General features: G+C 40.2%; 20 protein-coding genes and 1 pseudogene. 13 read left to right on the forward strand and 8 right to left on the reverse strand.

Annotated features, from left to right (window positions below):
* The first annotated feature begins 172 nt into the window (after positions 1 to 172).
* On the forward strand, positions 173 to 1,957 hold the full coding sequence (gene aspS / locus HWV01_RS06245; protein ID WP_211674593.1) for an aspartate--tRNA ligase: 1,785 nt from the start codon (positions 173 to 175) through the stop codon (positions 1,955 to 1,957).
* Positions 1,958 to 2,255: 298 nt separating this feature from the next.
* On the opposite strand, the gene HWV01_RS06250 is transcribed toward aspS, so the two are convergent.
* Positions 2,256 to 4,673 carry a Lon protease family protein gene (locus tag HWV01_RS06250; RefSeq protein WP_211674594.1) on the reverse strand — a complete coding sequence of 806 codons (2,418 nt, stop codon included), beginning with the start codon at positions 4,671 to 4,673 and terminating at the stop codon, positions 2,256 to 2,258.
* A gap of 117 nt (positions 4,674 to 4,790) precedes the next feature.
* Between HWV01_RS06250 and HWV01_RS06255 the strand changes: the two genes are divergently transcribed.
* Positions 4,791 to 5,411, forward strand: a complete 621-nt coding sequence (locus HWV01_RS06255) for a PolC-type DNA polymerase III (RefSeq protein WP_211674595.1) — start codon at positions 4,791 to 4,793, stop codon at positions 5,409 to 5,411.
* Positions 5,412 to 5,428: 17 nt separating this feature from the next.
* Here HWV01_RS06255 and HWV01_RS06260 read toward each other — a convergent pair whose 3' ends face one another.
* Both HWV01_RS06260 and HWV01_RS06265 read right to left on the reverse strand, forming a co-directional pair.
* Positions 5,429 to 6,682, reverse strand: a complete 1,254-nt coding sequence (locus HWV01_RS06260; protein WP_211674596.1) for an ATP-binding protein — start codon at positions 6,680 to 6,682, stop codon at positions 5,429 to 5,431.
* An 82-nt stretch (positions 6,683 to 6,764) separates the two neighbouring features.
* Positions 6,765 to 7,454, reverse strand: coding sequence for a response regulator transcription factor (locus tag HWV01_RS06265; RefSeq protein ID WP_211674597.1), 690 nt, complete (start codon positions 7,452 to 7,454; stop codon positions 6,765 to 6,767).
* Positions 7,455 to 8,007: 553 nt separating this feature from the next.
* On the opposite strand from HWV01_RS06265, the pseudogene HWV01_RS06270 reads away from it, so the two are divergent.
* The 6 genes and pseudogenes from HWV01_RS06270 to HWV01_RS06295 form a co-directional block, all read left to right on the forward strand.
* Positions 8,008 to 8,136: pseudogene (locus HWV01_RS06270) on the forward strand (AbgT family transporter); the annotation flags it as partial.
* 220 nt (positions 8,137 to 8,356) lie between these two features.
* Positions 8,357 to 10,738 carry a fatty acid cis/trans isomerase gene (locus HWV01_RS06275; protein WP_211674598.1) on the forward strand — a complete coding sequence of 794 codons (2,382 nt, stop codon included), beginning with the start codon at positions 8,357 to 8,359 and terminating at the stop codon, positions 10,736 to 10,738.
* Between the two features lie 148 nt (positions 10,739 to 10,886).
* Positions 10,887 to 11,861 carry a CHAD domain-containing protein gene (locus HWV01_RS06280; RefSeq protein WP_211674599.1) on the forward strand — a complete coding sequence of 325 codons (975 nt, stop codon included), beginning with the start codon at positions 10,887 to 10,889 and terminating at the stop codon, positions 11,859 to 11,861.
* Between the two features lie 90 nt (positions 11,862 to 11,951).
* Positions 11,952 to 12,842, forward strand: coding sequence for a DUF350 domain-containing protein (locus HWV01_RS06285; protein WP_211674600.1), 891 nt, complete (start codon positions 11,952 to 11,954; stop codon positions 12,840 to 12,842).
* 169 nt (positions 12,843 to 13,011) lie between these two features.
* A complete protein-coding gene (locus HWV01_RS06290) occupies positions 13,012 to 14,760 on the forward strand; it encodes a polyamine aminopropyltransferase (protein WP_211674601.1) in 1,749 nt (582 codons plus the stop codon).
* A gap of 69 nt (positions 14,761 to 14,829) precedes the next feature.
* The gene (locus HWV01_RS06295) at positions 14,830 to 15,141 is read left to right on the forward strand and encodes an S-adenosylmethionine decarboxylase family protein (RefSeq protein WP_211674602.1); all 312 of its coding nucleotides are present in this window, start codon (positions 14,830 to 14,832) and stop codon (positions 15,139 to 15,141) included.
* An 18-nt stretch (positions 15,142 to 15,159) separates the two neighbouring features.
* Here the strand turns inward: HWV01_RS06295 and HWV01_RS06300 are convergent, their stop codons facing one another.
* A complete protein-coding gene (locus HWV01_RS06300; protein ID WP_211674603.1) occupies positions 15,160 to 15,915 on the reverse strand; it encodes a TSUP family transporter in 756 nt (251 codons plus the stop codon).
* Positions 15,916 to 16,078: 163 nt separating this feature from the next.
* Between HWV01_RS06300 and HWV01_RS06305 the strand changes: the two genes are divergently transcribed.
* Positions 16,079 to 16,963 carry a LysR substrate-binding domain-containing protein gene (locus HWV01_RS06305; RefSeq protein ID WP_211674604.1) on the forward strand — a complete coding sequence of 295 codons (885 nt, stop codon included), beginning with the start codon at positions 16,079 to 16,081 and terminating at the stop codon, positions 16,961 to 16,963.
* A gap of 26 nt (positions 16,964 to 16,989) precedes the next feature.
* On the opposite strand, the gene cra is transcribed toward HWV01_RS06305, so the two are convergent.
* Complete coding sequence (gene cra / locus HWV01_RS06310; protein ID WP_211674605.1) at positions 16,990 to 17,973, reverse strand: catabolite repressor/activator; 984 nt, start codon at positions 17,971 to 17,973, stop codon at positions 16,990 to 16,992.
* 236 nt (positions 17,974 to 18,209) lie between these two features.
* On the opposite strand from cra, the gene fruB reads away from it, so the two are divergent.
* From fruB to HWV01_RS06330, 4 genes are all read left to right on the forward strand, one after another.
* Complete coding sequence (fruB, locus tag HWV01_RS06315; RefSeq protein ID WP_211674606.1) at positions 18,210 to 19,322, forward strand: fused PTS fructose transporter subunit IIA/HPr protein; 1,113 nt, start codon at positions 18,210 to 18,212, stop codon at positions 19,320 to 19,322.
* Complete coding sequence (gene pfkB, locus HWV01_RS06320; protein ID WP_211674607.1) at positions 19,322 to 20,266, forward strand: 1-phosphofructokinase; 945 nt, start codon at positions 19,322 to 19,324, stop codon at positions 20,264 to 20,266. The genes fruB and pfkB overlap by 1 nt, the downstream gene beginning before the upstream one ends.
* A gap of 16 nt (positions 20,267 to 20,282) precedes the next feature.
* A complete protein-coding gene (gene fruA / locus HWV01_RS06325; RefSeq protein ID WP_211674608.1) occupies positions 20,283 to 22,016 on the forward strand; it encodes a PTS fructose transporter subunit IIBC in 1,734 nt (577 codons plus the stop codon).
* 156 nt (positions 22,017 to 22,172) lie between these two features.
* Positions 22,173 to 22,586, forward strand: a complete 414-nt coding sequence (locus HWV01_RS06330; protein WP_211674609.1) for a phosphate-starvation-inducible protein PsiE — start codon at positions 22,173 to 22,175, stop codon at positions 22,584 to 22,586.
* 37 nt (positions 22,587 to 22,623) lie between these two features.
* Here HWV01_RS06330 and HWV01_RS06335 read toward each other — a convergent pair whose 3' ends face one another.
* From HWV01_RS06335 to HWV01_RS06345, 3 genes are all read right to left on the reverse strand, one after another.
* On the reverse strand, positions 22,624 to 23,541 hold the full coding sequence (locus HWV01_RS06335) for a M15 family metallopeptidase (protein WP_211674610.1): 918 nt from the start codon (positions 23,539 to 23,541) through the stop codon (positions 22,624 to 22,626).
* A 215-nt stretch (positions 23,542 to 23,756) separates the two neighbouring features.
* The gene (locus HWV01_RS06340) at positions 23,757 to 24,551 is read right to left on the reverse strand and encodes a ribonuclease H family protein (protein WP_211674611.1); all 795 of its coding nucleotides are present in this window, start codon (positions 24,549 to 24,551) and stop codon (positions 23,757 to 23,759) included.
* Between the two features lie 112 nt (positions 24,552 to 24,663).
* The gene (locus tag HWV01_RS06345; protein ID WP_249185460.1) at positions 24,664 to 25,470 is read right to left on the reverse strand and encodes an alpha/beta fold hydrolase; all 807 of its coding nucleotides are present in this window, start codon (positions 25,468 to 25,470) and stop codon (positions 24,664 to 24,666) included.
* Positions 25,471 to 25,616: the final 146 nt, after the last annotated feature.

Below are 25,616 nucleotides of genomic sequence, written 5' to 3' on the forward strand. Positions count from 1 at the left end.
AATCAGCGGCTTTTTAAGTCGTTTGGCTATAACTGTTAGTAGTTTCGGCATTACTTGAAGTTGTTTTAGTATAGCTATTGGTTGCCGTGCTAATTTCTATTACAATAACGGTAATTTTTTGAGGATAGCTAAACGTGGCTACCCGATTCATCGATTTAGTAGGATTATACAGATGCGTACAGTGTATTGCGGACAGGTAAATGAAGCACATATCGGCCAACAGGTTGAGTTGTGTGGTTGGGTTAATCGTCGTCGTGATTTAGGCGGTGTTATTTTTATCGATTTACGTGACCGTGAAGGTATTGTGCAAGTTGTTTATGATCCAGATGTAGAAGCTGTATTTGAACGTGCTAGCCAATTACGTAACGAATTCTGTGTAAAAATCACAGGTAAAGTACGTGCTCGTGATGAACGCCAAGTAAATAAAGACATGGCTACTGGTGGCATTGAAGTTCAAGGTCTAGAGCTTGAAGTTATCAATAAAGCAGACGTTTTACCACTTGATTTCAACCAAACAAATACTGAAGAGCAACGTCTTAAGCACCGTTTCTTGGATCTACGTCGCCCAGAAATGAGCAACCGTCTTAAGATCCGTGCTAAAGCAAGTAACTTTGTACGTCGTTTCATGGATGACCACGGTTTCCTTGATATTGAAACGCCAGTACTAACAAAAGCGACGCCAGAAGGCGCACGTGATTACCTAGTACCAAGCCGTACACACAAAGGTCAATTCTTCGCATTGCCACAATCACCACAGTTATTTAAGCAGCTGTTGATGATGTCTGGTTTTGATCGTTATTACCAAATCGTTAAATGTTTCCGTGATGAAGATTTACGTGCTGACCGTCAGCCAGAATTCACGCAAATCGATATTGAAACATCATTCATGACTGCACCACAAGTGCGTGAAGTGACTGAACGTTTAATCACTAGCATGTGGAAAGAAATCTTGGACGTTGAATTACCAGCGTTCCCAAGCATGACTTATGCTGAAGCAATGCGTCGTTTTGGTTCAGATAAACCAGATCTACGTAACCCGTTAGAACTTGTTGACGTTGCAGACATTTTAAAAGACGTTGAATTTAAAGTATTCGCAGAACCTGCTAACAACCCGAAAGGTCGTGTTGCAGTATTATGTGTTACTGGCGGCGCTAAACTTTCTCGTAAGCAAATTGACGAATACACTAAATTTGTTGGCATCTATGGCGCGAAAGGCATGGCATGGATGAAAGTGAAAGACGTAGCAGCTGGCGCTGAAGGCGTACAATCACCAGTAGCTAAGTTCTTAAGCGCTGATGTTATTACGGCATTACTTGAGCGTACTAACGCGAAAGACGGTGACATCATCTTCTTTGGTGCAGATACAAACAAAGTTGTAACTGAAGCACTTGGCGCATTACGTCTGAAAGTAGGTGTTGATTTAGAGCTTACTTCAAACGAGTGGAAACCACTTTGGGTTGTTGACTTCCCTATGTTTGAAGAAGATGGCGAAGGTAACCTACACGCGGTTCACCATCCATTCACTGCTCCAATGGATGTTAACGCAGAAGAGCTTCTAGCTAATCCTGCTAACGCAATTTCAGACGCATACGACATGGTTATTAATGGCTATGAAGTTGGTGGTGGTTCTGTGCGTATTCACAGAGGTGAAATGCAAAAAGCGGTATTCGAAATCTTAGGTATCGAAGCGCAAGAGCAGCAAGATAAGTTTGGTTTCCTACTTGAAGCACTTAAATACGGTACGCCGCCACATGCAGGTTTAGCATTTGGTCTAGACCGTCTAGCTATGTTGCTAACAGGTACAGATAACATCCGTGATGTTATCGCATTCCCTAAAACTACAACAGCTGCATGTTTATTAACATCAGCACCAAGCGAAGCAAACCCAGCTTCTCTTGAAGAGCTAAGCATTGCTGTTGTTAAGAAAGAAAAAGAGAAAGCGACTGACGCTGAGTAATCATATACCACCATTATTAATGGTGGTTGAATATAATTATGATGAATAAACGTTGTTAATGAAAACGGATATGGCCCTCGGTTATATCCGTTTTTTTATGTTCATATTTACAGGGATAAATGTTTAACTTTAGGATTGTTAGTTGGCTTTTTCAACACAGTTTCGACTGTTATTTTTTGCTTGGTAAAGCGCCTTGTCGGTAAGTGTTATGAATTATTGGGCATTAAAGTATGTAAACTTATTTGATGATTGTTTAACTCTAAATGAGAGGTTTATTAATGTTTATCAATATTTTCATTTAGTTACGTGAGATTGAACTATTATTATCTTCACGCAAATTATTAAGTCGTAATTGAGTAATACCAAATACTGAGCTATCAGGATATTTCCCATCAGCATCACTGGAACCTGCTACGATATTGATTAGTAGATTAATTGCCTCTTTTACATGATCAATTGCCCAGATATGAAATAACCCATTCTCAATGGCTTCGACGACATCACGGCGTAGCATTAAATTATGGACATTGGCTTGTGGTATGATCACACCTTGAGTGGCGAGTGACCCTTTTGCTGAACACACGTCAAAGAAGCCTTCTATTTTCTCATTAACACCGCCTATAGGCTGAGCATGGCCGAACTGATCCATCGAACCCGTGATCGCGATATCTTGACGTAATGCCAATTTCGAAAAAGCGGATATGATCGCACAACATTCCGCTAGTGATGCACTATCTCCGTCGACTTGGCCGTAAGATTGTTCGAAGGTTAAACGTGTCGTGAGTGGGATCTTGGCGGTTTGACCAAACACAGAGGCGAGATAGGCAGATAAAATCATGACTCCTTTAGAGTGAATGTTACCACCGAGTTTCACTTGACGTTCTATATCAAATATTTCCCCTTCACCAAATGAGGCGGTTGCGGTTATTCGTCCTGGGATCCCAAATTGATGTTCGGAGGTACTAATGACGGACAAGGCGTTGACCTGGCCAATTTTTTTACCACTAATATCGATTAACGTAGAGCCATTGATAAAGCTTTGTAATAGGTAGTCTTGTAGTCGACCTACACGCTGCTTTTTGTTTGAGAGCGCTTGTTCGACATGATGCTGCCTGATCAGCGTCGCATTTGCTAAGCGTGCGCAGTAGTTTGTTTCGCGCAATAGGTTGGCTATATCAAGCGAATGTAGCGATAGTTTTTCTTGATCTTCAGCCTGACGAGAGCTGTATTCAATGATCCTGCTAATGGCTTTACGATCGCAATGCAACATAGCGTTATCATGCACGATACTCGAAATGAACTGAGCATAGTGTGCTTCTGCAATATCGGTTCTCGGCATCACATCTTCAAAGTCGGCCGTTACACGAAATAGTTCTTTAAATTCAGGGTCATATTGCTGAAGAAGCTGGTAAGTTTCATAATCACCAAAGAGGATAATTTTAACTGATAGTGGTATCGGTTCTGGGTCTAACGAGATAGTACCCGATAAACTGACTTCTCTTTCGAGTGAGCTTAAATTTAATTTATTGGCGCGTAAGGCTCGCTTTAATCCGTCCCAAACATAGGGGCGCTCAAGGACTTTAACCGCATCAATCATTAATACGCCGCCGTTGGCTCGGTGTAAACTGCCACTGCGGATCAATGAGGCATCGGTAAATACGGTGCCTTTAAATGTCGCATTTTCAATATACCCAAAAATACTATGGTAGTTAGGACTTTCTTCTACCACGATAGGGAAGGAACCTGTTTCTTGACAAACCAAGACGTTGACTTGATAGCGGCGAGGCATTTTTTTATCTAACGCGGCATAAGCTAATGAAATATCATCCTCACTGCCTTCTACAAATATTTCGAGGTTGGTGAGAATGTCTTTATTCATCGCACTAAGGTGTGTTTTAACTTCTGAAAGATGATGATATTTTTCTTTTAAAGGTGTGGTGCAATGTACTAACACTTCGAGTGCGATTTGTTCATCCATCTTCTGACTTTTATCAGTATACTCTTCTTCCCAGATGGTTAACTGGCGGATTATGTCACGCAGTTTACTTTCAAGTTCAGAGATCTTACTCTCAAAATGCTTTCTTTCTTTGTCTGTTAATTGATCGAAATCTTCTTCCGTATAGGCCTCACCTTTGGGATCAATCGCAATGAGTTGGTAATCACCTTGGGCAGTGAGTGATAGGCTGATGCTGTGTTGTTTTGCTGACTTGGTTAAGTCTTGCAGTACCGCCTCTTGTTTTTCTTCCAACTGGTTCTTTAATTTATCGGAACGGGTGAAATAGATTTCATTATCAAAGGCCATCGGTAATGCTTTTACTAAGCGATGAATCAGACTCTCAACATCTTTTTTGAATTGATGTCCTTCACCTGCAGGTAGTTTTAGTACTTTAGGGTGGCGTGCATCATCAAAATTAATGACATAACACCAATCAAATACGGCTGTATTATTTGGAGCACTGTTATTGTCGTTAGGTTCATGACGATTTAAGTACCGTAATATCATGGTACGTTTACCTAGACCATTGTTCCCTAGCGCATAAATGTTGTAGCCTTTTTCTTTAATCGACATGGCAAATTCGACGGCTTGTTGCGCACGATCCTGACCAATAATTTGATCTAATGGTTGAAGGTGCTTAGTTGATTTACAGTTGGCTGCAAGCTTTGATAGTGTTGAAGGTCGATATAACTGACCACCACGTAGAGGTGTTATTGACATACAGTTCCCTCTTTTAAAACAGTCATTACCCCTAGTGTAGACATAGATCGCTTGTGTTAGCATACTGTTTTATACTTTACTGCCAGCTTATAGGCTACAAAGAGAGAGAAAATAAGAATGATAGTGAACGCTGACACCCTGATTATATTAGATTTCGAGACTACCGGATTATCACCTGATATGGGTGACCGTGCGATTGAGATCGGTGCGGTGAAAATCGAAAATGGCGAGATCACTGAACGTTTTCAAGAATTGATGTATCCAGGTCGACGAGTGAGCGGATTTATTGCTAATTACACTGGTATTACTAATAGTATGTTAGAAGATGCTGCGCCTTGTGAAGAGGTGATGCATCGTTTTGCTGATTTTATTCAGGGTTATAATTTGGTTGCGCATAACGCATCATTTGATAAACGTTTCTTAGATGCGGAATTAGCGCGAATTAGTCGCGAGTATGATGGTGAATTCAGTTGTTCATTGCTGGTGGCAAGGCGTATCTTTCAAGATGCACCGAGCCATAAATTAGGTGAACTGATTAAGTATACAAATATACCGTCAGACGGTGGTTTTCACCGTGCATTATTTGACTCTGAAATGACAACGAAGCTTTGGTTAGTGATGTTAAATGAAATAAAATCACGTACTCAGCTAGTTGATATTCCCTTTAATTTAGTTCAGAAAATCGCAAAAACACCAAAGAAATCGGTGGATAGACTATTACTTCGCTGTGCCAATTAACCCTTATTATGTCACCTTTAATAGGGTGGCAGTCCATTTTTGTGTACAGGGATTATAAGCTCAAATTTAGCGCCGCCAAGTTGACTTTTTGATACGACTATTTGACCTTCTAAGCGCTTTGAAGCACTTTTCGCAATTGATAGACCAAGCCCTAAACCACCTGTTTTACGGCTGCGGCTTTTATCTAAGCGAGCAAAAGGAATAAAAATTTGATGATAGTTTTCGGGAGGAATACCTGGACCATCATCTTCGACTGTTATTTTTATGGTGCTAGCAAGTTGAATAATGCTTACCTGAACAGCTGACTGAGCATGATTCAACATATTTTTTAGTAAGTTATCAAACGCTAAGCGTAAGCACATCTGGCTAGTCGTCATCGTTATTTTATCATCTGCTCGATAAGTTACCTTTATACTATTAGGTACCTGATATAGCGCGATTCGAGATTGAATGAAATCGGTTATTATAATGGATTGCGCGTTATCATTATAATGAGAGTGTTTAGCGCTGACGCGTGAAAAGGTGGTTATCTGCTCTGACAATTCAACCATGTCATCGACATAGTCATCGATACTATCCAGTAATTCTGTATGCTTATCTCCGCTGATATCTCGTTTCAAGATACCGACGGCTAGTTGTATGCGGCTAAGCGGTGTTCTTACTTCATGAGGTAAGGCTTGTGCGAAAATTTCACCTTCATCAACGCGCTCAGTAATTGCTTTTGCCATCGCATTAAAACTAGTAGAGAGTTCATGCAGTAGCGGGGTGGTTCGAAGATCTACGCGTGCATTCAGATCGCCTTTACCAAAGGTATGATTTATTTCAACTAAATGATTTATCTGAAGTTGTAACTTACGAATAGGGCGATATAAGTTTAGGGCAATAAGAAAAAGCATAAAAGCAAATGTGCCAAGTAAGATCAGATCGTCTTTAACGCCGTTTTCAACTTGATCATCATAAAGATCTTCACTGATGGTGATCGCTGCTATGGCATTGCTGAGTCGGTACACGGCGAGATATTCGTTACTTTTTTGCATATAAATATCGACTTTATTAATAGACTTTATGTACTTGCATTCTTGGCAAGGAGATAAGCTTTTTAATAAGCTGATTTTTTCAATGTTGTAGTTGTATAAATCAACTTCGGCGCGTTGATAAAAATCATCTGCATTCATTGATATACTATTACGTTGAGACTCCAACACTCGATAAACTTGCATCGTATTTTTGTAAAAATGCTCGGTATCTTTTTGATGAGCGAATATGTTCATTAACCATACCGTTAACAAAATACAGGCGCAGATAGCAATTACGATACAGATATAAATATGCGAAAAGAGTGAAGTCAGACGATTATTCATTGATCAGCATATAGCCTTTGTTACGGACTGTTTTTATGATCTGCTGAGTCGAGCAATCAATATTAAGTTTCTTACGTAAGCCTGAGATCCGCATATCAATAGATCGATCAGAGAAATCATGGTCGATACCACGCAGTTGTTGGCAACACTCTTCGCGAGAAATAATTTTACCTACATTTTTGGTCAATAATAACAGTAGATCATATTCGGAATCGGTTAGATCTAAGGCTTTTCCTCTAAATTCAACACGCTGTCTTCTCGGATCTATTTTGAGTCTTTTAAGTTCAATTTCATCAGGGCTACTTTTTTGCTGTCTGCTTGTGCGGCGTAGTAATGCTGCGATCCGTGCTGCCATAATATGTGGGCGCACTGGCTTGGTGAGATAATCATCAGCACCGAGTTTGAATAAGCTAATTTCGCTTAACTCATCATCACAAGCGGTTAATACTAGAATGGGTTCTTTAAAAAAGGTTCTCGCTTGAGCGCAAATTTCCATGCCTGATAAACCCGGCAGCATTAAATCTAAAATAAGTAGGGCAGGTTGATATTGCTTTATAGCTGTCAAGGCTATAGCACCATCATTAATAACCTTCGTTTCATAACCTTCGCTGTTTAAATACATAGCGGTTAATCTTGCAATTTCGTGGTCATCTTCGACGATTAATATTCGTGTACTAGGCATTGACCTCTCCCTTAGACGATATTGATACTGAGTGTGTAGGTTTAGCTACACACGATTGTTGCCGTGGAGTATAAACATATTTTTTGTTCTGTAACCTATCCGTAATTGGTATGAAACTAGGCGTGACAATAACAGTGATTTATAATGTTCGTTTTGGGCATATTTAAGTGCTTTATTTGCATTTATAGTGATTAAGTGACAATTTTGTGCCTATTAAGCCTGTATTATTGATTTTTCCTCTTACACTTGCTTACAATAAAAATCGGTTATTATCGCGTTAAAATAGAATTTGGTTGCAAATAATACATGACTAAATATAACTAAGTTTGGCTAATAAGTGCGGAGGGTAAATCATTTGTTGAATTAATTTACACAGCTTTAACATTCTACTTTTTGGTTATATATTCTTATCTACCTCTAATCCAAGCCCACTCTTAATCAGTTTGCTTGGTATTCACTCGATTTTTAGTCAATTGTACCGCTTATCTTTGTGTTGTTTATTATTCCTGTATTGTTTACGGCCGTACTTCTGGTTCGTTTAAATCGGGCGATGACGTTATTAGCGTTAATGATGCCTTACTCTATCGCAATGTTAATTGGCTGGACGATATTCTTGCTTGGTTATTGGGCGCTTGGTATCCCACTTGGAATACAAGCACCTTATGATTATAGCATGGGCTAGTAGACGTAATATTTAAATGATTTTGTTAAAATATAAAATAAAGCCAATTTAAGCATATACTTGAATTGGTTTTTTATGTATTCAGAGTTGGTAATATAAGCAAATAGTGAGGCAATTTGTATTTGTAACTTGGCTCGGTATATCATGATCAACCTTCTTTTAATATAAAGCCCACTGTGTTTACGTTTTATATATAAATATCAGTTGTGAAAGGATGCTAATGTCTCGCTTTTTCTTTTTTGTTTTGTTTATTCTTTTATCTGGTTGTGCTGCGGTGGTCGCGGTTAATTACGATGTTATGTATGGCGATGAAGACGTGCAAGATCGCTCGGTGCCTCTATCAAGCTCGCAAGCCGCGACTTACCTTAATGATGTTCAGCCATTGTTAAATCAACGATGTGTTGTTTGTCATGGTTGCTATGATGCGCCTTGTCAGTTAAAACTAACATCTCCAGAGGGTATTGAGCGTGGATTAAGTAAATCTTTGCTACACAGTGGATCTCGATTACTTGCTGTACCACCAAGTCGTTTATATAAAGACGCAACGACGACACAAGCGTGGCGTGAGCAAGGATTTTCAGCGGTATTGAATGAGCGTAAACAAGTTGAAGAAGCAAACTTAATGGCCAGTGTGCTGTACCGCTCTTTGGTGCTAAAGCAGCGAGATGTGTTAACTGGAGAAACCGCATCAACAACGGTATTGTCTGACAGTTATGACTTTTCACTTAACCGAGAACAGCAATGTAGTACGATAGGGGAGTTTGATGATTATGAATTACAGCATCCTGAAGGTGGCATGCCTTACGGTTTACCGGCATTAAATAATGATGAGTTCAAAATATTAGCCTCTTGGTTAATGAAAGGCGCAAAAATGTCGTCATTACCAGCGCTGTCTGATGAGCATATCGGGCAAGTAGCATATTGGGAAAAATGGTTTAATCAAGCGCCACTAAAAAACCAGTTGGTGAGCCGTTATATTTATGAACATTTGTTTTTGTCGCACCTGTATTTTAATGAGCTAGATAACACTTATTTTAAGCTTGTCCGTTCGATAACCCCGCCAGGGGAACCCATTGAGATCATTGCGACTCGTCGTCCGTATGATGACCCTAATATTGAGCGTGTTTATTATCGTTTACAGCGTGAACGTGAGACGATTTTAGCGAAGACGCACTTACCATATGCGCTTAATGCTGCGCGTATGTCGACATTTGAAGAAATATTTTATCAGCCAGAATATGAAGTAGATCATTTACCAAGCTATGAGCCAGAAGTGGCATCTAATCCGTTTGTTACGTTTGAGGCGATACCACCACAGTCTCGTTATAATTTTATGCTGCAAGAAGCCAAAAATACCATCATGGGGTTTATTAAAGGTCCTGTTTGTCGAGGCCAAATTGCTTTAAATGTTATCGATGATCACTTCTGGGTGTTTTTTGTTACACAAGAAGCACAAGCTGGATTGAATAGCGATAACTTTCTCTCTCAGCAAAAAGCACATTTACGGTTACCTGCTGAATCAGAAAGTAATGCTGGTGTAGTGGTTAATTGGTTTCAATATTCACAAGCACAAAAAGGATATTTAGAAGCTAAAAGTCGTAAGGTTAATCAGTTGCTTAATAAAGATTCATTATTGGATTTACACTTAGTTTGGAGTGGTGAAAACCTAACTACGACCAGTCAAGAACCGAAAGGAAATGATAATGCGGCATTGACGATCTTTCGTCATTTTGATAGTGCAACAGTGGTTAAAGGGCTTGTTGGCCAAGAACCTAAAACAGCCTGGTTAATTGATTATCCATTACTTGAGCGTATTCATTATTTGCTAGTGGCTGGATTTGACGTCTATGGCAATGTTGGTCATCAGCTAAATACTCGTTTATATATGGATTTTTTACGTATGGAAGCAGAGTTTAATTTCTTAAATTTGTTGCCAAAAGAAAGCCGTCAAAAAGAACATGATTATTGGTATCGTGATGAAGGTATTAATGTCAAAAAGTATTTAGAAAATAACGATCACTTTTTTGCGAAAAACACTGATATTAACTACAAAACACAAAAGCACAAAACTGAGCTTTTTTCGTTATTGAAGGCGCATTTAGAAAAGGTATTACCCAACCAATATACGTTAGCACAACCAGGCACACCTGTTAAAGAAGTAGCATTAATGCAGGTGATTATGGAATTAGTGGGCTCGCCAGTCAATCAGTTACCTGAAGTATCAGTATTACTCGTGAATGATGGTGATAACAAACGGGTTTATACCTTATTGAAAAATGTAGCGCACAGCAATATTTCGAGTTTACTCGATGAAGAGTCTAATTTGTTACCAGCAGAAGATACGCTAACGGTTGTGAGTGGTATTATTGGTGACTATCCGAGTGTTTATTTGACAGTAGAGGTAGATAAACTTCCAGTATTCGTCGCGTATTTGACTGCGATGAAAACAGCTGAGGATTATACCGCTTGGTTAGATGATTATGGTGTTAGACGCTCAGATACTCGATTCTGGCAACATAGTGATGAGATCCAAACACTAAATCAACAGTTACAGCCTATTAACGCGGGTTTATTAGATTATAATCGTTTACAAAATAGGTAATTTACTAGGTTATAACCAATTGATTTTTTGATGCTTAAAACGTAGAGTAGCAAAGGATTAGAAAGTCAGAACGAGATGTGTAAATCGATATTCGTAGAACGTCATGGCTGATTATATTAGAGTCGGCAGGCAAGATAGGTGACCATTTATGTCAATGATTAAACCATGGAAGTTAATAAGTCTGTTATTTATTTTACAGTTATTAGCTGGCTGTGAATCAAAATTAGAACAAACACAAAAGACAATTAACCAGCAAGTTGCAATAGTTGAAAGCGATCTTGATAGATTGGGTTCGGCAATTGACAATGGCAGTGTTCGAAATGCAAGACTGTTAACTGAATATGGGCAAGTTTTAAAACAACAAAAACCAGAGCTAACACGTATAGCAAACCTGATTACAGAAGACGCGACTCGACAAGGGCCTTTGTATCAGAATCTCGGTATGCGTTTAACTGAGGTGAAATCAGAAACTGTCACGTTAGATAATGCTAACTCATTACTTGATGAACTCACTCGTATTGAAGAAGCGGCGAAGCTGAGTTTATTTAATGATGCGTTAACAGATCCGATTAATGTATTGGCAGATATGTCTGACGGTCAACTCGCACGTGTTGGCGCGATTAGTCAAATCGCAGAAAGAAGTTCTGGCAATGGTGCGGACTATGGTGCGGGCAGTCAGATGGTCGGTAACCCGAATTACGGTAACTGGCAAAGCGGCAGTGGCGGTACCAGTTTCTGGCAGTGGTACGGTATGTATCGCATGCTTGGTGATTTAACGGGACGTGTTAATTATTCAAATTGGAGTAACAACCGCCGTTATAGTTATTACAGTGATTATGGCCGTTCACGTTATACCAGTCCCAAGCAAAGTGCTAAGCAAGCCGCTGTTGAAACTAAGACTCGCAAGTCTTTTCAGCGTAAAGGCCAATCATTTAGCTCTCCTTATGCGAAAAAACGTTCAGGCTCTGCAGGTTTAAGCCGCTCTAGCTACACGCCAACTAAAACTGTGAGTAGTTATTCTAAACCGAAAAAGTCGTTCACAAGTAGTAAAGCTACAAGTAATACGGGGTCATTTCGTAATAGTGGCAGCCGTACATCACGTGGTGTGAGACGCGGTAAATAGATTGCTATTATAACGAATTGATAGAACCGTCATGAGCGAATAGATCGAACGCCGTGAGCAAATAGATAGAATAAGTTATGGAGATTAAGTATGTACAAGTTTGATGGATTAACGATGTGGACGACACAAGCATTGGTGATTGATTTTATTATTATCATTGCTTTGTTCGTTAGTTTAAAAATGATCAAAGGCTGGGTATCAAATTTACATGCCAATGATGAAATTGCAAAGCGTGATAACTTTGCTTTTGGTATTAGTTTTGCGGCTGGCCTAGCTGGATTAGCTATTGTATTAACAGGCGTCACCAGTGGTGATTTTGCTGATTCACTCTTTGAAGAAGCAACACAAATGGCAGGGTATGGCGTATTAGCGATCGCGTTAATTAAAGCAGGACATTTTTTTCAAGATAAGGTTGCATTACAAAAAGTCAGTCTGCACGATGAAATAGTTAAAGGTAATGTGACAGCCGCGTTTGTTGAGTTTGGTCATATTGTCACGGTTGCAATTGTGGTGCGTTCTGCGCTTATTTGGGTGCTTACAGAAGGCTGGCATGGTTTACCTGTGGTGATTGCCGCGTTTGTTGTGGCTAACATTATTATGCTATTAGTGAGTAAATATCGTGTGCACTTATTTAAACGCACAGGTGATTGTCTGCAACAGCTTATCTTAGATGATAATCTGGCTGTTGGTATTCGTTATGCAGGGTTTTTAATTGGCTCTGGCTTAGCGATCACTGCGGCGACAGGCCTTGCCCCATATGCTGCCGATAATATTGGTTTAAGTCTCATGTATTGGGCATTTTTTGCTGTTGTTAGTGTCGTTATCTTTTCGGTTTTACAATTAATTACCATTAAAGTTATCTTGTCGGGCGTAAGCATTGCCGATGAGGTTATCCGCCAAAAGAACATTGGTGTTGCGGTTATCTCGGCAACAGTATCGTTTTCGGTTGGTTTAACGATGGCAACTTTACTCGGTAGCTAATTGCTTATTTAAGTAATAGGTTTGCTTAATTTAAATAATCGATATGGCTCAAATTCAATAACGCTATTCAGTCATCATGATGCTGTTCATGTTGGTGAGTTTGAGCTTTTTAAGTTTTAAATCATGACTTAATTCTCTCAACATCAATTAAAATACAATAAGGCATCGTGTGGAACACTCAGTTGTAAATAGTGGTAATAAAGTAAAACAAGCACAGCAGCGTAAACGTACATTATGGTTTCACGATGCGTTATTAATCTCGGTTATGATCATACTTGCTGGTTGTGGTTTGATATATGAATACTTGCTTTCGCATTATGCGGGCAGGGTATTAGGCTCGGTTGAAAGTGCTATTTACGCCATGATAGGTACCATGATTGTGGCAATGGGTATTGGCGCGTTCATGGCGCGTTGGTTTAAAGATGCCTTTACTGCATTTGCCTGGTTAGAAGCGTTAATAGCATTAATCGGTATGAGCTGTATTTTGATTATTTCAGCGATGATAGCCATGAGTTATAGCTTACCTCATCTATTATCGGCGACGTTTAATTTACCCAGTAATGTTGTGCTTGATGGTTATTTACCTCAACAGCTAGAAAAGATTGCTAAATTTATGCCGTATGTGTTCGGTTTACTTCTCGGTATTTTTATTGGTATGGAGATCCCGCTGATCGCAAGGGTTCGTCAGCAAGTATATGGCCGATTCTTAGAGAATAATGCCGGTACTATCTATGGTGCAGACTATATTGGTGCAGGTATTGGCGCTGCCATTTGGGTTTCTATCATGTTGTCGTTGCCTATTATGGAAGCGGCGGCCTGGACAGCATTATTCAATGTTATTGCGGGACTGGCATTTTTATGGCGTTATCAAGATAAGATCCGTTGGGCTAAGTTATTGTTCCTTTGTCACTTGTTATTAATTGTATTGTTCTCGGTAATTCTAACCTTGGGAACAGGCTGGTTAGCGCAATTAAGCAGTGTGTTATATAAAGATAAAGTGATTTACTCTCAGTCGACGAAATATCAGCATGTGGTCGTGACTGAACGTTATTTGAAAAACCAAGCTGAACCAGTGACTGATTTGTTCATTAACGGCCACTTACAATTTTCTAGTGCGGATGAGCAGCTATATCATGATTTATTAGTCTATCCAGCAATGCTTGCATCTAATCGTCACGATAAGGTACTTATTATTGGTGGTGGTGATGGATTAGCACTGCGTAATGTATTACGTTGGCCAGTTGAAGCGGTGACTTTAGTGGACCTAGATGCTGAACTATTGGCTCTGTTTGGTGCCAATACAGTTGACTATGCTGCGCCTGAAGCGATAAAAAAGCGTATGTTAAAATTAAATAAAGGTTCATTACAAGATCCTCGTTTAACGTTATATGCGACGGACGCATTTTTAAAAGTTGAGGCGTTACTCGATAAAGGCGCTAAGTTTGATACTATTATCATTGACTTACCCGACCCTAATCATCCTGATTTAAATAAACTCTATAGTGATTATTTTTATAATCAGGTGCGTCAATTGCTCGCTGCTGACGGTGCATTAGCAATACAATCAACATCACCTTATCATGCTCAAAATGCATTTTTAAGCATAGGTAAAACGGTGAAAGAAGCGGGCTTCTTACACGTCGAACAGTATCAGCGTAATATCCCGTCATTTGGTCAGTGGGGATGGACGATTGCGACAACACGTGGCAAATCGGCAAGCAGACGTATAAAGGATGTCGATACTTTACCTGTACCGTCGAACTGGTTAAACAAAGAGTTTTTATTAGCGTCGTTTGTGTTCCCTAGTAATTTTTATGACAAAATGGACACGATTGAGATTAATCGAATCGGCTCAGGGGTATTGTACGATTATAACCGTGAAGCGTGGCAAACTGAGTCTGAATTGTATAAGAATTAGTTGAGGACATAGTAATTAAGACCCTATAACTGTGTTGTTTTATTGTAATATTGATAAGTGAAAATAACGATGGAAGCAAAAATCTATAATCAACGCTGGTGGTTAAGTAGCTGTGATAGCGAATCTCTTAAACGTGTAATTTCAGCTGATCTAAACCGTGGGGGGTTTACGGTATTGAACTTTGTTGAGCATTATTTTCAACCTCAGGGTTATACCGCGTTGTGGCTGTTAGCTGAAAGCCATGCTGCGGTACATTCGTTTCCTGAAGAGGGAAAGTCGTATGTTGAGTTATCCAGTTGTGCTGCCTCTTTATTAGATAATTTTGACCGTTACTTGCAAGAGTCGGCGGCTAAACAGCAATGGCAAGTAACGACGTCGTAGTGGCTTGAGTGTAAACCGTTACGAATAAAGCAGTTTCAAGCTCATTGCGATAGACATGGTGACCATTAATGGTTTAATGATTTTAACGCCTTTTGATAATACTAAACGTGAGCCAAGTGTCGCCCCTAGCGCTTGGCCAACTAACATAATGCCACCCAACGCCCATAATACCTTCCCGCCGAGTGCAAAGAATATCAACGACGCGATATTAGTTGCGAAGTTTAGTACTTTGGCGTGTGCAGTTGCTTTAGCCAATCCGAACCCTGCCAGCGAGACAAACGCCATTGCAAAGAAGCTGCCAGTGCCAGGACCAAAAAAGCCATCATACAAACCAACACCGAAAGCCGCTGTTACTGCAAATAGTGTTGGAGTCAGTACTTGATGTTTATCTTCATCGCTAATTTGTTTCGAAAATAAAAAATAACCACCGATGGCAAGAATGAGAAAAGGTAAAATCACTTCCAATATACTTGGGTCAATGGATTGGATCGCAATACTGCCGAGGGCTGAGCCGACGAAAGTACAGGCAATGGCTAGTTTCATTTTTCTTACATCGACCATGCCTTTGCGAATAAAGTAAAAACTGGCAAATAAACTACCGCCACAGGCTTGTAGTTTGTTGGTTGCAAGGGCTGTTGCAGGAGGAAGACCAACCCATAACAATGCTGGAATAGTCAGTAGACCACCGCCACCTGCGATAGAATCAATAAAACCAGCGACGACAGCCACTAAAAATAATAGCCCAATAATTTGTGCTGATAATTGTAAAGACATATCCAAAACCATTATGTTTACTCCTACGTAATTTTAATTGCAATATCTGGAAATAATCTGGGTATATAATCTTATTTGCACGATTAACGCAAAGGAGTTATCTTCTTTGTAGTGTGAGTTAAACTCACGCAGTTTGTATTCGCCATTTAAAATGAGTATTGCTATGTATCCTAATTTACCACCATTGAATGCCATGCGTGCTTTTGAATCAGCTGCAAGGAATGTGAGTTTTACGCTAGCAGCAAAGGAGTTGTTTGTTACACATGGAGCCGTGAGTAAACAGGTGAAGATATTGGAGCAATACCTTGGTGTGAGTCTGTTTATTCGACAACATCGAAAGTTAGTGCTTACTGAAGAGGCAAAGCCTTATTTGCTTAAGGTGCAGAGTGCGTTGCAAACAATTAATAGTGCAACTCAAGAACTCATATTCCAGCCTCAATTAGCACAACGTATCGCTATCAATGTATTACCTAGTTTGACGATTAATTGGTTAATCCCGAGTCTGGAAAGCTTCAAGCTCAGTAATCCTAATTTATTCGTTGATTTATCAATTGGTGATTTTACGATTGATTTTACTCAACATCAGTATGATATTGCGATACGCAGTGCTACGACACGACCACAAGGTTGTAATGTGATTAAGCTGATGGATGAGGATTTATGCCTTGTGTGCTCGCCGCAATTAGCGCAGCAGATGACATCACTGCATGATATTAACAATATGACTTTGCTTGAGCATATTTCTAGACCGGGTTTATGGCGCTATTGGGCTGCTGATATAGGAATAGAGTTAACCATGGATGACAAGTTTGGTATGGAGCATTTCTATATGCTCAGTCAGGCAGCCGTAAGCAGTATGGGGGTGGCACTGATCCCGCGATTTTTTGTGAGTCAGCAACTCGCGGATGGCAGTTTAGTCGTGCCATTTCCAGCCGATTTTGTCAGTCCGTATAGCTATTATTTGCTTACACCAACCGCCAGTCCATTACCGCTAAAAGTACAAACCTTTGTTGACTGGCTATTGCCTCTATTTGCACCTTATAGATAACAGTATTTGTTATTAATGAGTTTGTATTAGCGGCGGATTATTTTTCGAGAAACGACTTCAACACAAGGCTTATTGCAGCCATTCACGGCATTTAACGCCATTTTAAGTGCGTGTTCTGCAATGAGTTCAAATTGCTGCGGTAATGATTGAATTTTGCTGGGTAAGAAATCCAGCAATCGGTTATCACCAAAAGTAGCCAGTTTCGTTGTTGCCATTAAGCTTGGGTTGAGTATCAAGCAATCAAGCACGCCTTCAAATAGCGTATACGAGGTCGCTAAGATAGCATCAGGGAATGTATCGTTATCTATCCATAGCTGCACTTGGGCTTGACCTTGGTCTTGACTAAAATGATCACCATAAGCGGTTAACTTTTTAACCGGGATTCCATGCTGCTTAATTGCAGACAGGAACCCTTGTTCACGCTCTTTCGATATACCAAGATCTGGTACTGCGCCAATTAAGCCGATAGACCGAATATCTTGCTCTAATAAGGCTTGGGTAAGCTCATAAGCCCCGTCTAAATCTTCACTGATAACACAAGAAAAAATTTCATCGTCCATCGCACGATCTAACCCGATAACTGGCACGCCATTAGCTTGAACAGTGCGGTAATAGTTGTGTTCAGCAGGAAGTGCACTCGCCACTAATAAAGCATCAATACGACGACTTAATAAGGTATCCGCGACTTTTATCTCGGTATCAGCATCATCATCAGAGCAAGAAATGATGAGTTGGTATCCCGCTTTACGCGCATCACGCTCGAGTAATTTGGCTAATTTAGCATAACTGCTGTTTTCTAAATCAGGAATGATTAAACCAAGCGAACGATTACTGCCTGCACGTAATGATTGTGCGGCATGATCAGGGCGGTAATTATGTTCATTAACGACAGCCATTACTTTTATTTGGGTTTTTTCACTAATGCGGTATTTACTGGCTTTCCCGTTAATCACATAACTGGCAGTGGTACGTGATACACCCGCTAGTTTGGCTATTTCATCTAATGTCATGGTTGTTTCATCCCTAATCTGTGCGCTCGCTCATAGTTTTTTACATGATTTGTTGTTGAAAATTGTAATCAGTCTAGAAACACTTCAGTATATTAGCTGAAAGGTTTCAGCAATGCCATGTATTATCATTTTGTCATGACTGAAACCTTTTTAATTGATCATTTGCTGAAACGATTCAGCACGACTTTGAAGCAAAGAGTCATTGCATTATTACCTTGGTATTACGGAGTAAAGTTATGTTGTCACTGTCTTCTAATGACATTAAGTTAAACCAATCGGCGCCGAACAAACAGCTCGCGATTAAAACGCTTGCGCAAGATTTGGTAAATAAAAATTATGTGGAAGCAAATTATGTCGAGGGTATGTTAGCCCGTGAAGCGCAGCACTCTACGTATTTAGGCAATGGCATTGCTATCCCACATGGCACGGTTGATACGCGTGACTTGGTTAATAAAACAGGTGTGCAATTACATCATTATCCACAAGGCGTTGATTGGGGTGAGGGGCAAGTCGTTTATTTAGCTATTGCGATTGCAGCTAAGTCGGATGAGCATTTAGCCATTTTAAAACAGCTGACGCATGTATTAAGTGCTGATGGCATAGAGCAACAGCTACAGCAATGTGATAGCACGGAATCTATTATTATCTTGCTTGAAGGTCGCCAGCAGTCAGAAACACTATTAACAGCTGATTTAGTACAACTTGCTTTCCCTGCTAAAGACCTATCACAACTCACCGCTGTTGCGGCGGGTTTACTTAAACATCATCACTGTATTGATAATACCGGGGTTGCTGATGCTATCACGACACCTGCGACTTATCTGGGTCAGGGTTTATGGTTAGCGAAAACAACGAAGTCGGTAGTGACAACGGCTATCTCTTTTGTAACACCTGCAGAACCTTTGCAGCAAGATAGCTTACCTGTTCAAGGCGTGCTCATGCTAGCAAGTGCTAACGATCTGCATTTCAATAACATGCAATGCGTGGTTGATTTAATTTATCAGCAACAAGTTAATCAGTTATTTAATACAGATGCTGACATTGTTATCGGTTTATTGACGAACGTTAAACCGAGTGGCGTAACGGCCATATTTACGATTCATAACAGCCATGGTCTACATGCAAGACCAAGTGCCATGTTAGTGAATATCGCCAAGAAATATCAGGCTGATATTCAAGTTACAAATATGGCGGGTAAATCAACCAATGCGAAAAGCTTGATGAAATTAATGTCTTTAGGCGTAAGTTGCGACGAAGTACTTACGTTTACAGCCCAAGGCGATGACGCTGAATTGGCGTTAAAAGCGATTGGTGAAGGTATCGATGCTGGATTAGGTGAAGGTAAATAATGACCATGCAATTAACAACATTAAAAGTAGTAACAGTGACGCTAAATCCAGCATTGGATTTAACGGGTCATTTGCAAACATTGACTAAGGGCACGGTAAACCAAGTTAAGCACTGCGCATTAGAGCCTGCAGGTAAAGGCGTGAATGTGGCTAAAGTGCTGGCTGAACTCGGGGCTGATGTGACTGCTACAGGTTTTTTAGGTGTTGAAAATGAAGCCCCTTTTTGTCAGCTATTTGAGCGTACCAAGATCACTGATAAATTTATCCGCGTACAAGGTGCAACACGTATCAACGTTAAGTTAGTCGAAGCGAACTGCCAGGTTAGTGATATTAATTTTCCGGGCGTAAGCGTTACTGCTGCGGCACTCGTAGAATTTGAAGCCATGCTGTTTAATTTATCGTTAAGCCATGATGTATTCATTATTGCGGGTAGTTTACCTATCGGTGTTAGTCCAGAAGTGTGTGCTAACTGGATTGAAAAATTGCAACAGGCAGGTAAAAAGGTGTTTTTTGATAGTAGTAATGCTGCATTAAGTGCTGGGCTTGAGGTACAACCTTGGCTAATAAAACCGAATGATGAAGAGTTAGCCCATTGGGCGGAAAGCATGTCTCAAGCAGAACAATCGTTAACCGAAATCGCGCAGCAGTTATCAAACACGGGTATTGCTAACGTGGTTGTATCGCTTGGGGCTGAAGGGGTTATGTGGTTAAACAAAGAGGGATGGTTACAGGCAAAACCACCAACAATGGATGTTGTTAGTACGGTTGGGGCGGGTGATACCCTGGTCGCAGGTATGTGCTGGGGGCATCTGAATAACTGGAATAAAGAACAAACATTACGTTTTTCTACGGCATTATCAGCGTTAGCAGTAACGCAAGTTGGTGTTGGCGTGAAAGACATAAATTCGGTACTGACAATGAGTGAACGCATCGCGATTTGCTAATGAAAGGACATTAATAATGAAAATTGCAATTGTAACGGCTTGCCCAAGTGGTATAGCAAGCAGCCTTATTGCTGCGGGTTTATTAGAAAAAGCAGTCACAGAGTTAAAGTGGCAAGCGAATATCGAGTGTCATTCATCTGTCGCCCCTGTAACGCTTTTAACTGATAAGCAGATTGCTGAGGCTGATTGCATTATTGTTGCAGCGAGTCAGAACATTGATGATGCACGTTTTATTGGTAAAAAAGTATACCGTTCTGAAGTCGATGCAGTATTTACTGATACTAAAACATATTTAGATCAGGCCGTTAAAAATGCCGTTGAGCTTGTAAGTAGTAATCAAGTGGCTGCTATCAGCACGGAAACGGTTATTGCAGGTAAAAAAATTGTGGCGGTCACGGCTTGTCCAACTGGTGTTGCACATACCTTTATGGCTGCTGAAGCGTTAGAACAAGAAGGCAAACGTCTAGGGCATACGATTAAAGTTGAAACGCGTGGTTCTGTTGGCGCTAAAAATCAACTGAGCAGTGCTGAGATTGCTGCTGCGGATATCGTTATTATTGCTGCAGATATTGATATCGACTTGGCCCGTTTTGATGGTAAAAAAGTGTATAAAACCAGTACCGGTTTGGCATTGAAGAAAACCACCCAAACAATGGATAATGCGTTTAATGACGTACAAGTATATCGTCACGGCAAGTCGGCAGTAAATGAACAAGCCAGCACCGAAAAAACAGGTGTTTATAAACACTTAATGACAGGTGTTTCACACATGCTACCGTTAGTTGTTGCGGGTGGTTTGGCTATCGCGTTGTCATTTGTATTTGGTATCGAAGCATTTAAAGAAGAGGGGACACTAGCGGCCGCGTTAATGACTATTGGTGGTGGTTCGGCTTTTGCGCTTATGATCCCAGTACTTGCGGGCTTTATTGCTTTTTCTATTGCGGATCGCCCGGGCCTTGCGCCAGGTTTGATTGGCGGTATGTTAGCAAGTTCAACGGGAGCTGGCTTCTTAGGTGGTATTGTTGCAGGTTTCCTTGCTGGTTATACGGCTAAGTTAATCGCAGAAAAGGTACAGTTGCCACAATCAATGGAAGCACTGAAACCTATCTTAATCATTCCATTAGCAGCGTCGTTAATCACTGGTTTAGTGATGATTTATGTTGTCGGTGGTCCGGTTTCAGCTGCAATGAACGCATTAACGGAGTTTTTGAATAATATGGGTTCGGCTAACGCCGTGCTATTGGGTATTATCCTTGGTGGCATGATGTGCTTCGACCTTGGTGGTCCAGTAAACAAGACCGCGTATACCTTTGGTGTAGGTTTATTAGCATCGCAAACCTATGCGCCGATGGCCGCTGTGATGGCTGCGGGTATGGTGCCTGCGTTAGGTATGGGTCTGGCAACTTTCCTTGCAAAACGTAAATTCAATAACAGTGAGCAGGAAGCGGGTAAAGCATCATTTGTCTTAGGCTTATGTTTTATTTCTGAAGGTGCTATTCCATTTGCGGCGCGCGATCCAATGCGTGTTATCCCTAGCTGTATTGCTGGTGGTGCATTAACGGGGGCATTGTCTATGCTGTTTGGTGCTGAGTTAATGGCACCACATGGCGGTCTGTTTGTTCTGTTAATTCCAAACGCGATTACACCTGTATTTATGTATTTAGTCGCGATTGTTGCGGGTACACTTGTGACAGGCATTAGCTATGCGGTACTTAAAAAATCAGATAGCACTGATACTCAGATAGCTTAATTAATCTGTCTTTATGCTAATTCAAAGCCAGTTTAAGTTAATGCTTAAGCTGGCTTTTTGCATAAACGATAGAGGCATATGATTTATCTGTAATAGCGAGTATATTAGTGGCGACTGTTTACATCCAGTATTAGTGCATTTGAACTCGGAGTTAATATGCCATCACATTTACCAAAAAAGTTTAGTCACGTATTTTTAAAAATGTTTAGTTATATCGAAGCTGTGTTGCTTGTTTTAATTACTATGGCGACAATTTACGCGATGGCAAATGATTTTTATCATGTTTATGAAGAACAAACGGTAAAATTAACGGATATTTTGTTAATGTTTATCTACCTAGAAGTACTCGCCATGGTCCAGCAATTTGTTGTTAATGGTAAGATTCCCGTTCGCTATCCTATCTATATCGCAATCATGGCAATTGCCCGTTATATTACGCTAGGAATGAAAGAGCTACAGAGTGTGGATGTCGTGTGGCTATCGGTTGCTGCATTAGTATTAGCTTTATCGACAGTTATTATCCGTGCAGGCCACTTCTATTGGCCTTATAAAGAATTAGGTGACGAATAACAACAGCCTTGGTTGAGGTCTTTAATTTCTTACTGCTCTAACCTTTTACGCAAATAGGTGAAACTTGTAGCGGTAGTTTTATTGCCGCTATTACTTTCTCTGGCGACTGATTAAAGGTTTTACTGAGTGATTCACTATTTAGTTTAGTCTCTAAATAATAAACATAGTCGTTCACTTTATGCTGCGCATAAGCTTTAGGGTAACTCGCTTTACATGATTGATACCAGGTTACATAATTATCAAAGAACTGACTGGCATTATCCGTTGGCATTACCGACATTAAGTTGGCCATATTACGGCTGACTTGAAAGTGCTGGTAATCAATCGGAGTATTCCAAAAACCACCCCAATATAAAAAGCCATTATCAGCAAAGGTAGAGATAACATCTTCAGCAAAGCCTTGGCGTTCATCTTTACCGTATCTAAATTTCATTCTGTTCGCGTATTTAGCACCATCGTCAGGCTTGAATCTGGCGCTACCTTCTTCACCAAACTCAACGAACGGATTTTGTTTTGGATTAATATCGATAGCTAAACCATAAGCATGAACTGATAGCGAACGCTTACCTGCGATAGGTCGGTAATTGAATGCAGATGTATTATTATCCGCCATTGATAGGTCATCATCACCTTGGTAATGACGTATTGGCTGTGCTTTATTGATGGGAAATTCTAATTCATATAAACGATCAAAAATAGCCGCGACGTAAGGCGATACAGCATCCATGACGACAATTGAACCGTTATTATGCTGCTGACCCTGAAAATCAATATACTTGAATTGTACTTGTCTTAAACGATCGCACTGTACAGGAGCAGCTGAGGACATAACGCCCGCATCTGTCATTGCGCGGCAGTCTTTGCCTGAGATTTCCGTTATATTTGCAGCCGAGACTGGTAATAGAGAATTGCAGATTAGCGCTGGGATTAATGTTTTAAACCAATGTGTTGACATACGTTTCCATCCATTTAGTCATGTTTTTTATCATCTTAACGTGTATCGTATAAATGTAAATACGTTATGATTTTATTCATGATTAATTAGTCTGTTCGGTATATCAAATGCTTATTAGAATAGGGAAGAATGAGAGAAATAAGCTGAGGTATATCGTCAGCTTGTTTCTCTATCATTAGGTAAGATGTAGATATAACTTAGTCTTGGTTGGGCTACTAGCCTGATGGCATTGCAAGGATTTCGGCAATGTTAATACTGGTCGTATATTGCACCAACTTAGGTTCTTGTTGGCTACGTGCTAATACCGCCATACGGTCTGATAGTTCATTACCTTCGATATTTGCATGGCCTTTAACATGGGAAATAATTAAATTGGATTTTAATTGTTCGTACAAACTAAAGCATTGTTGAATAATGGCTAGGTTTTTAATTTCTTCATTCTTACCACGTTTCCAGCCTTTATTTTTCCAACCTTTTGCCCACTTAGTGATGCAATCAATTGAGTATCTAGAGTCAGATAATACCTGTACTGTTTTACCTTGTTCTATGTGTGAGGCTGCAAAGCGGAAGGCAATTAATAAGCCATTTAATTCTGCTGAGTTGTTCGTCCCGTTAGCTTCGTATAAGCCGTACCATAATTGTGCCAGCTTATCTTTTTCATAAACCGCCATGCCTGTACCGGATTTACCTGGGTTAGGAGAGCAAGCTCCATCACAGTAAATGTTGAGATCTGCAACTTGTGGTGGTGTTGATAGAATTGACTTAGATGCACCTGCAGGGCGTGCTGCTTTTGGTTTAACTCCTGAACCTGTCGCACCTTCTTTTGCTAATGAGCGTTTCATTAATGCGCGAGTATAGGTTGAGGCGAATGCTTGGTCTGCTTCTTCTTTTGACGGGAAACCCATATATTGAGCATCACTGCGGCCATCAATCTGTGCTTTAGTTTCGGACCAATTATCAAATACACCAGTCTTCACACCTTTCCATACTACGTAATGTTTTTTACTCATAACTTAATTTAATACTCTTAAAGTTTAATACCTAAATAATAAATGCCTTAAGCCAAATTACCAACTATAACCATAGCCTTGTACACAATTTATGCGTTATTAAGCGGGCTATTTATTGTATTTTTTCATTTTCGATAAATGTTTTAATTAGGTGCACGACCAAGTCGGGTTGTTCATTCGTGACCCCATGACCCGTGTCGGGTATAACAATAAGGGGCGCTTGTATCTTTTTACTCAGGTAGATGCCATGTTCAACAGGAAAGATACGATCTTTTTCACCCCAAATGAGCAATGCTGGTGTTGATGATACTGGGGCCTCGAGTAAAGCATCTCGATCGGCAGGTAATGATTGGATCATGGCTATTTTCTGTTTATGCCAAGTTGCAAAGTAAGTTTGATAGATTTGGTCTGCAATAAAGTCGGGCATCATTTTAGGTTCCACAAAAATACCACTAAATAAACGGCGTAACTCATAGCTGTTCTTTGGTATAAAGAAGTCCTCTGGTTTATCGACTGCAAAGCGTTTGTTTAACGCAGCAAGATCATCATCACTGAAGTAGGGACCTGGGCTGGCGATGATGATGGCTTTGCTAATTCGGCTATCTTGAGTGTTATTGAGCATGTTGAAGGTGATAAAGCCGCCATAAGAGATACTGGCAATATTGATATTATCAAGCTGTAATTGATTGACTAACTGCCATATTGCTTGTGTTTCTGTTGTGAGGTTAGCTTCACCTGCGCTAAAAGAGTCACCAAACCAAGCGAGGTCTGGTGCGATAACATCATAATCTTTGCTTAGTGCCAGCATTTCTTTTTGCCATGTCGTGACGGCATTGCCACCAAATCCATGCAGCAGTAATAGTGGCTGTCCTTCTCCTCCACGCCAATAACTCAGCGAACCACCTTCTTCTAAACTCATCAGGTGCTGCTCAAAGCCTACAGATCTTAAGCTATCCTCATCCGAGTCTATTTTCCAGCGAACAATCGAACAGCCTGTTAATAATGAAAAACATATATAAATAATGAATAGTTTTAGCTTGGTGGAAATCATATTATTTGGCCGAT

The sequence above is a fragment of the Moritella sp. 5 genome (assembly GCF_018219455.1).
In the GTDB taxonomy this organism is placed as follows: domain Bacteria; phylum Pseudomonadota; class Gammaproteobacteria; order Enterobacterales; family Moritellaceae; genus Moritella.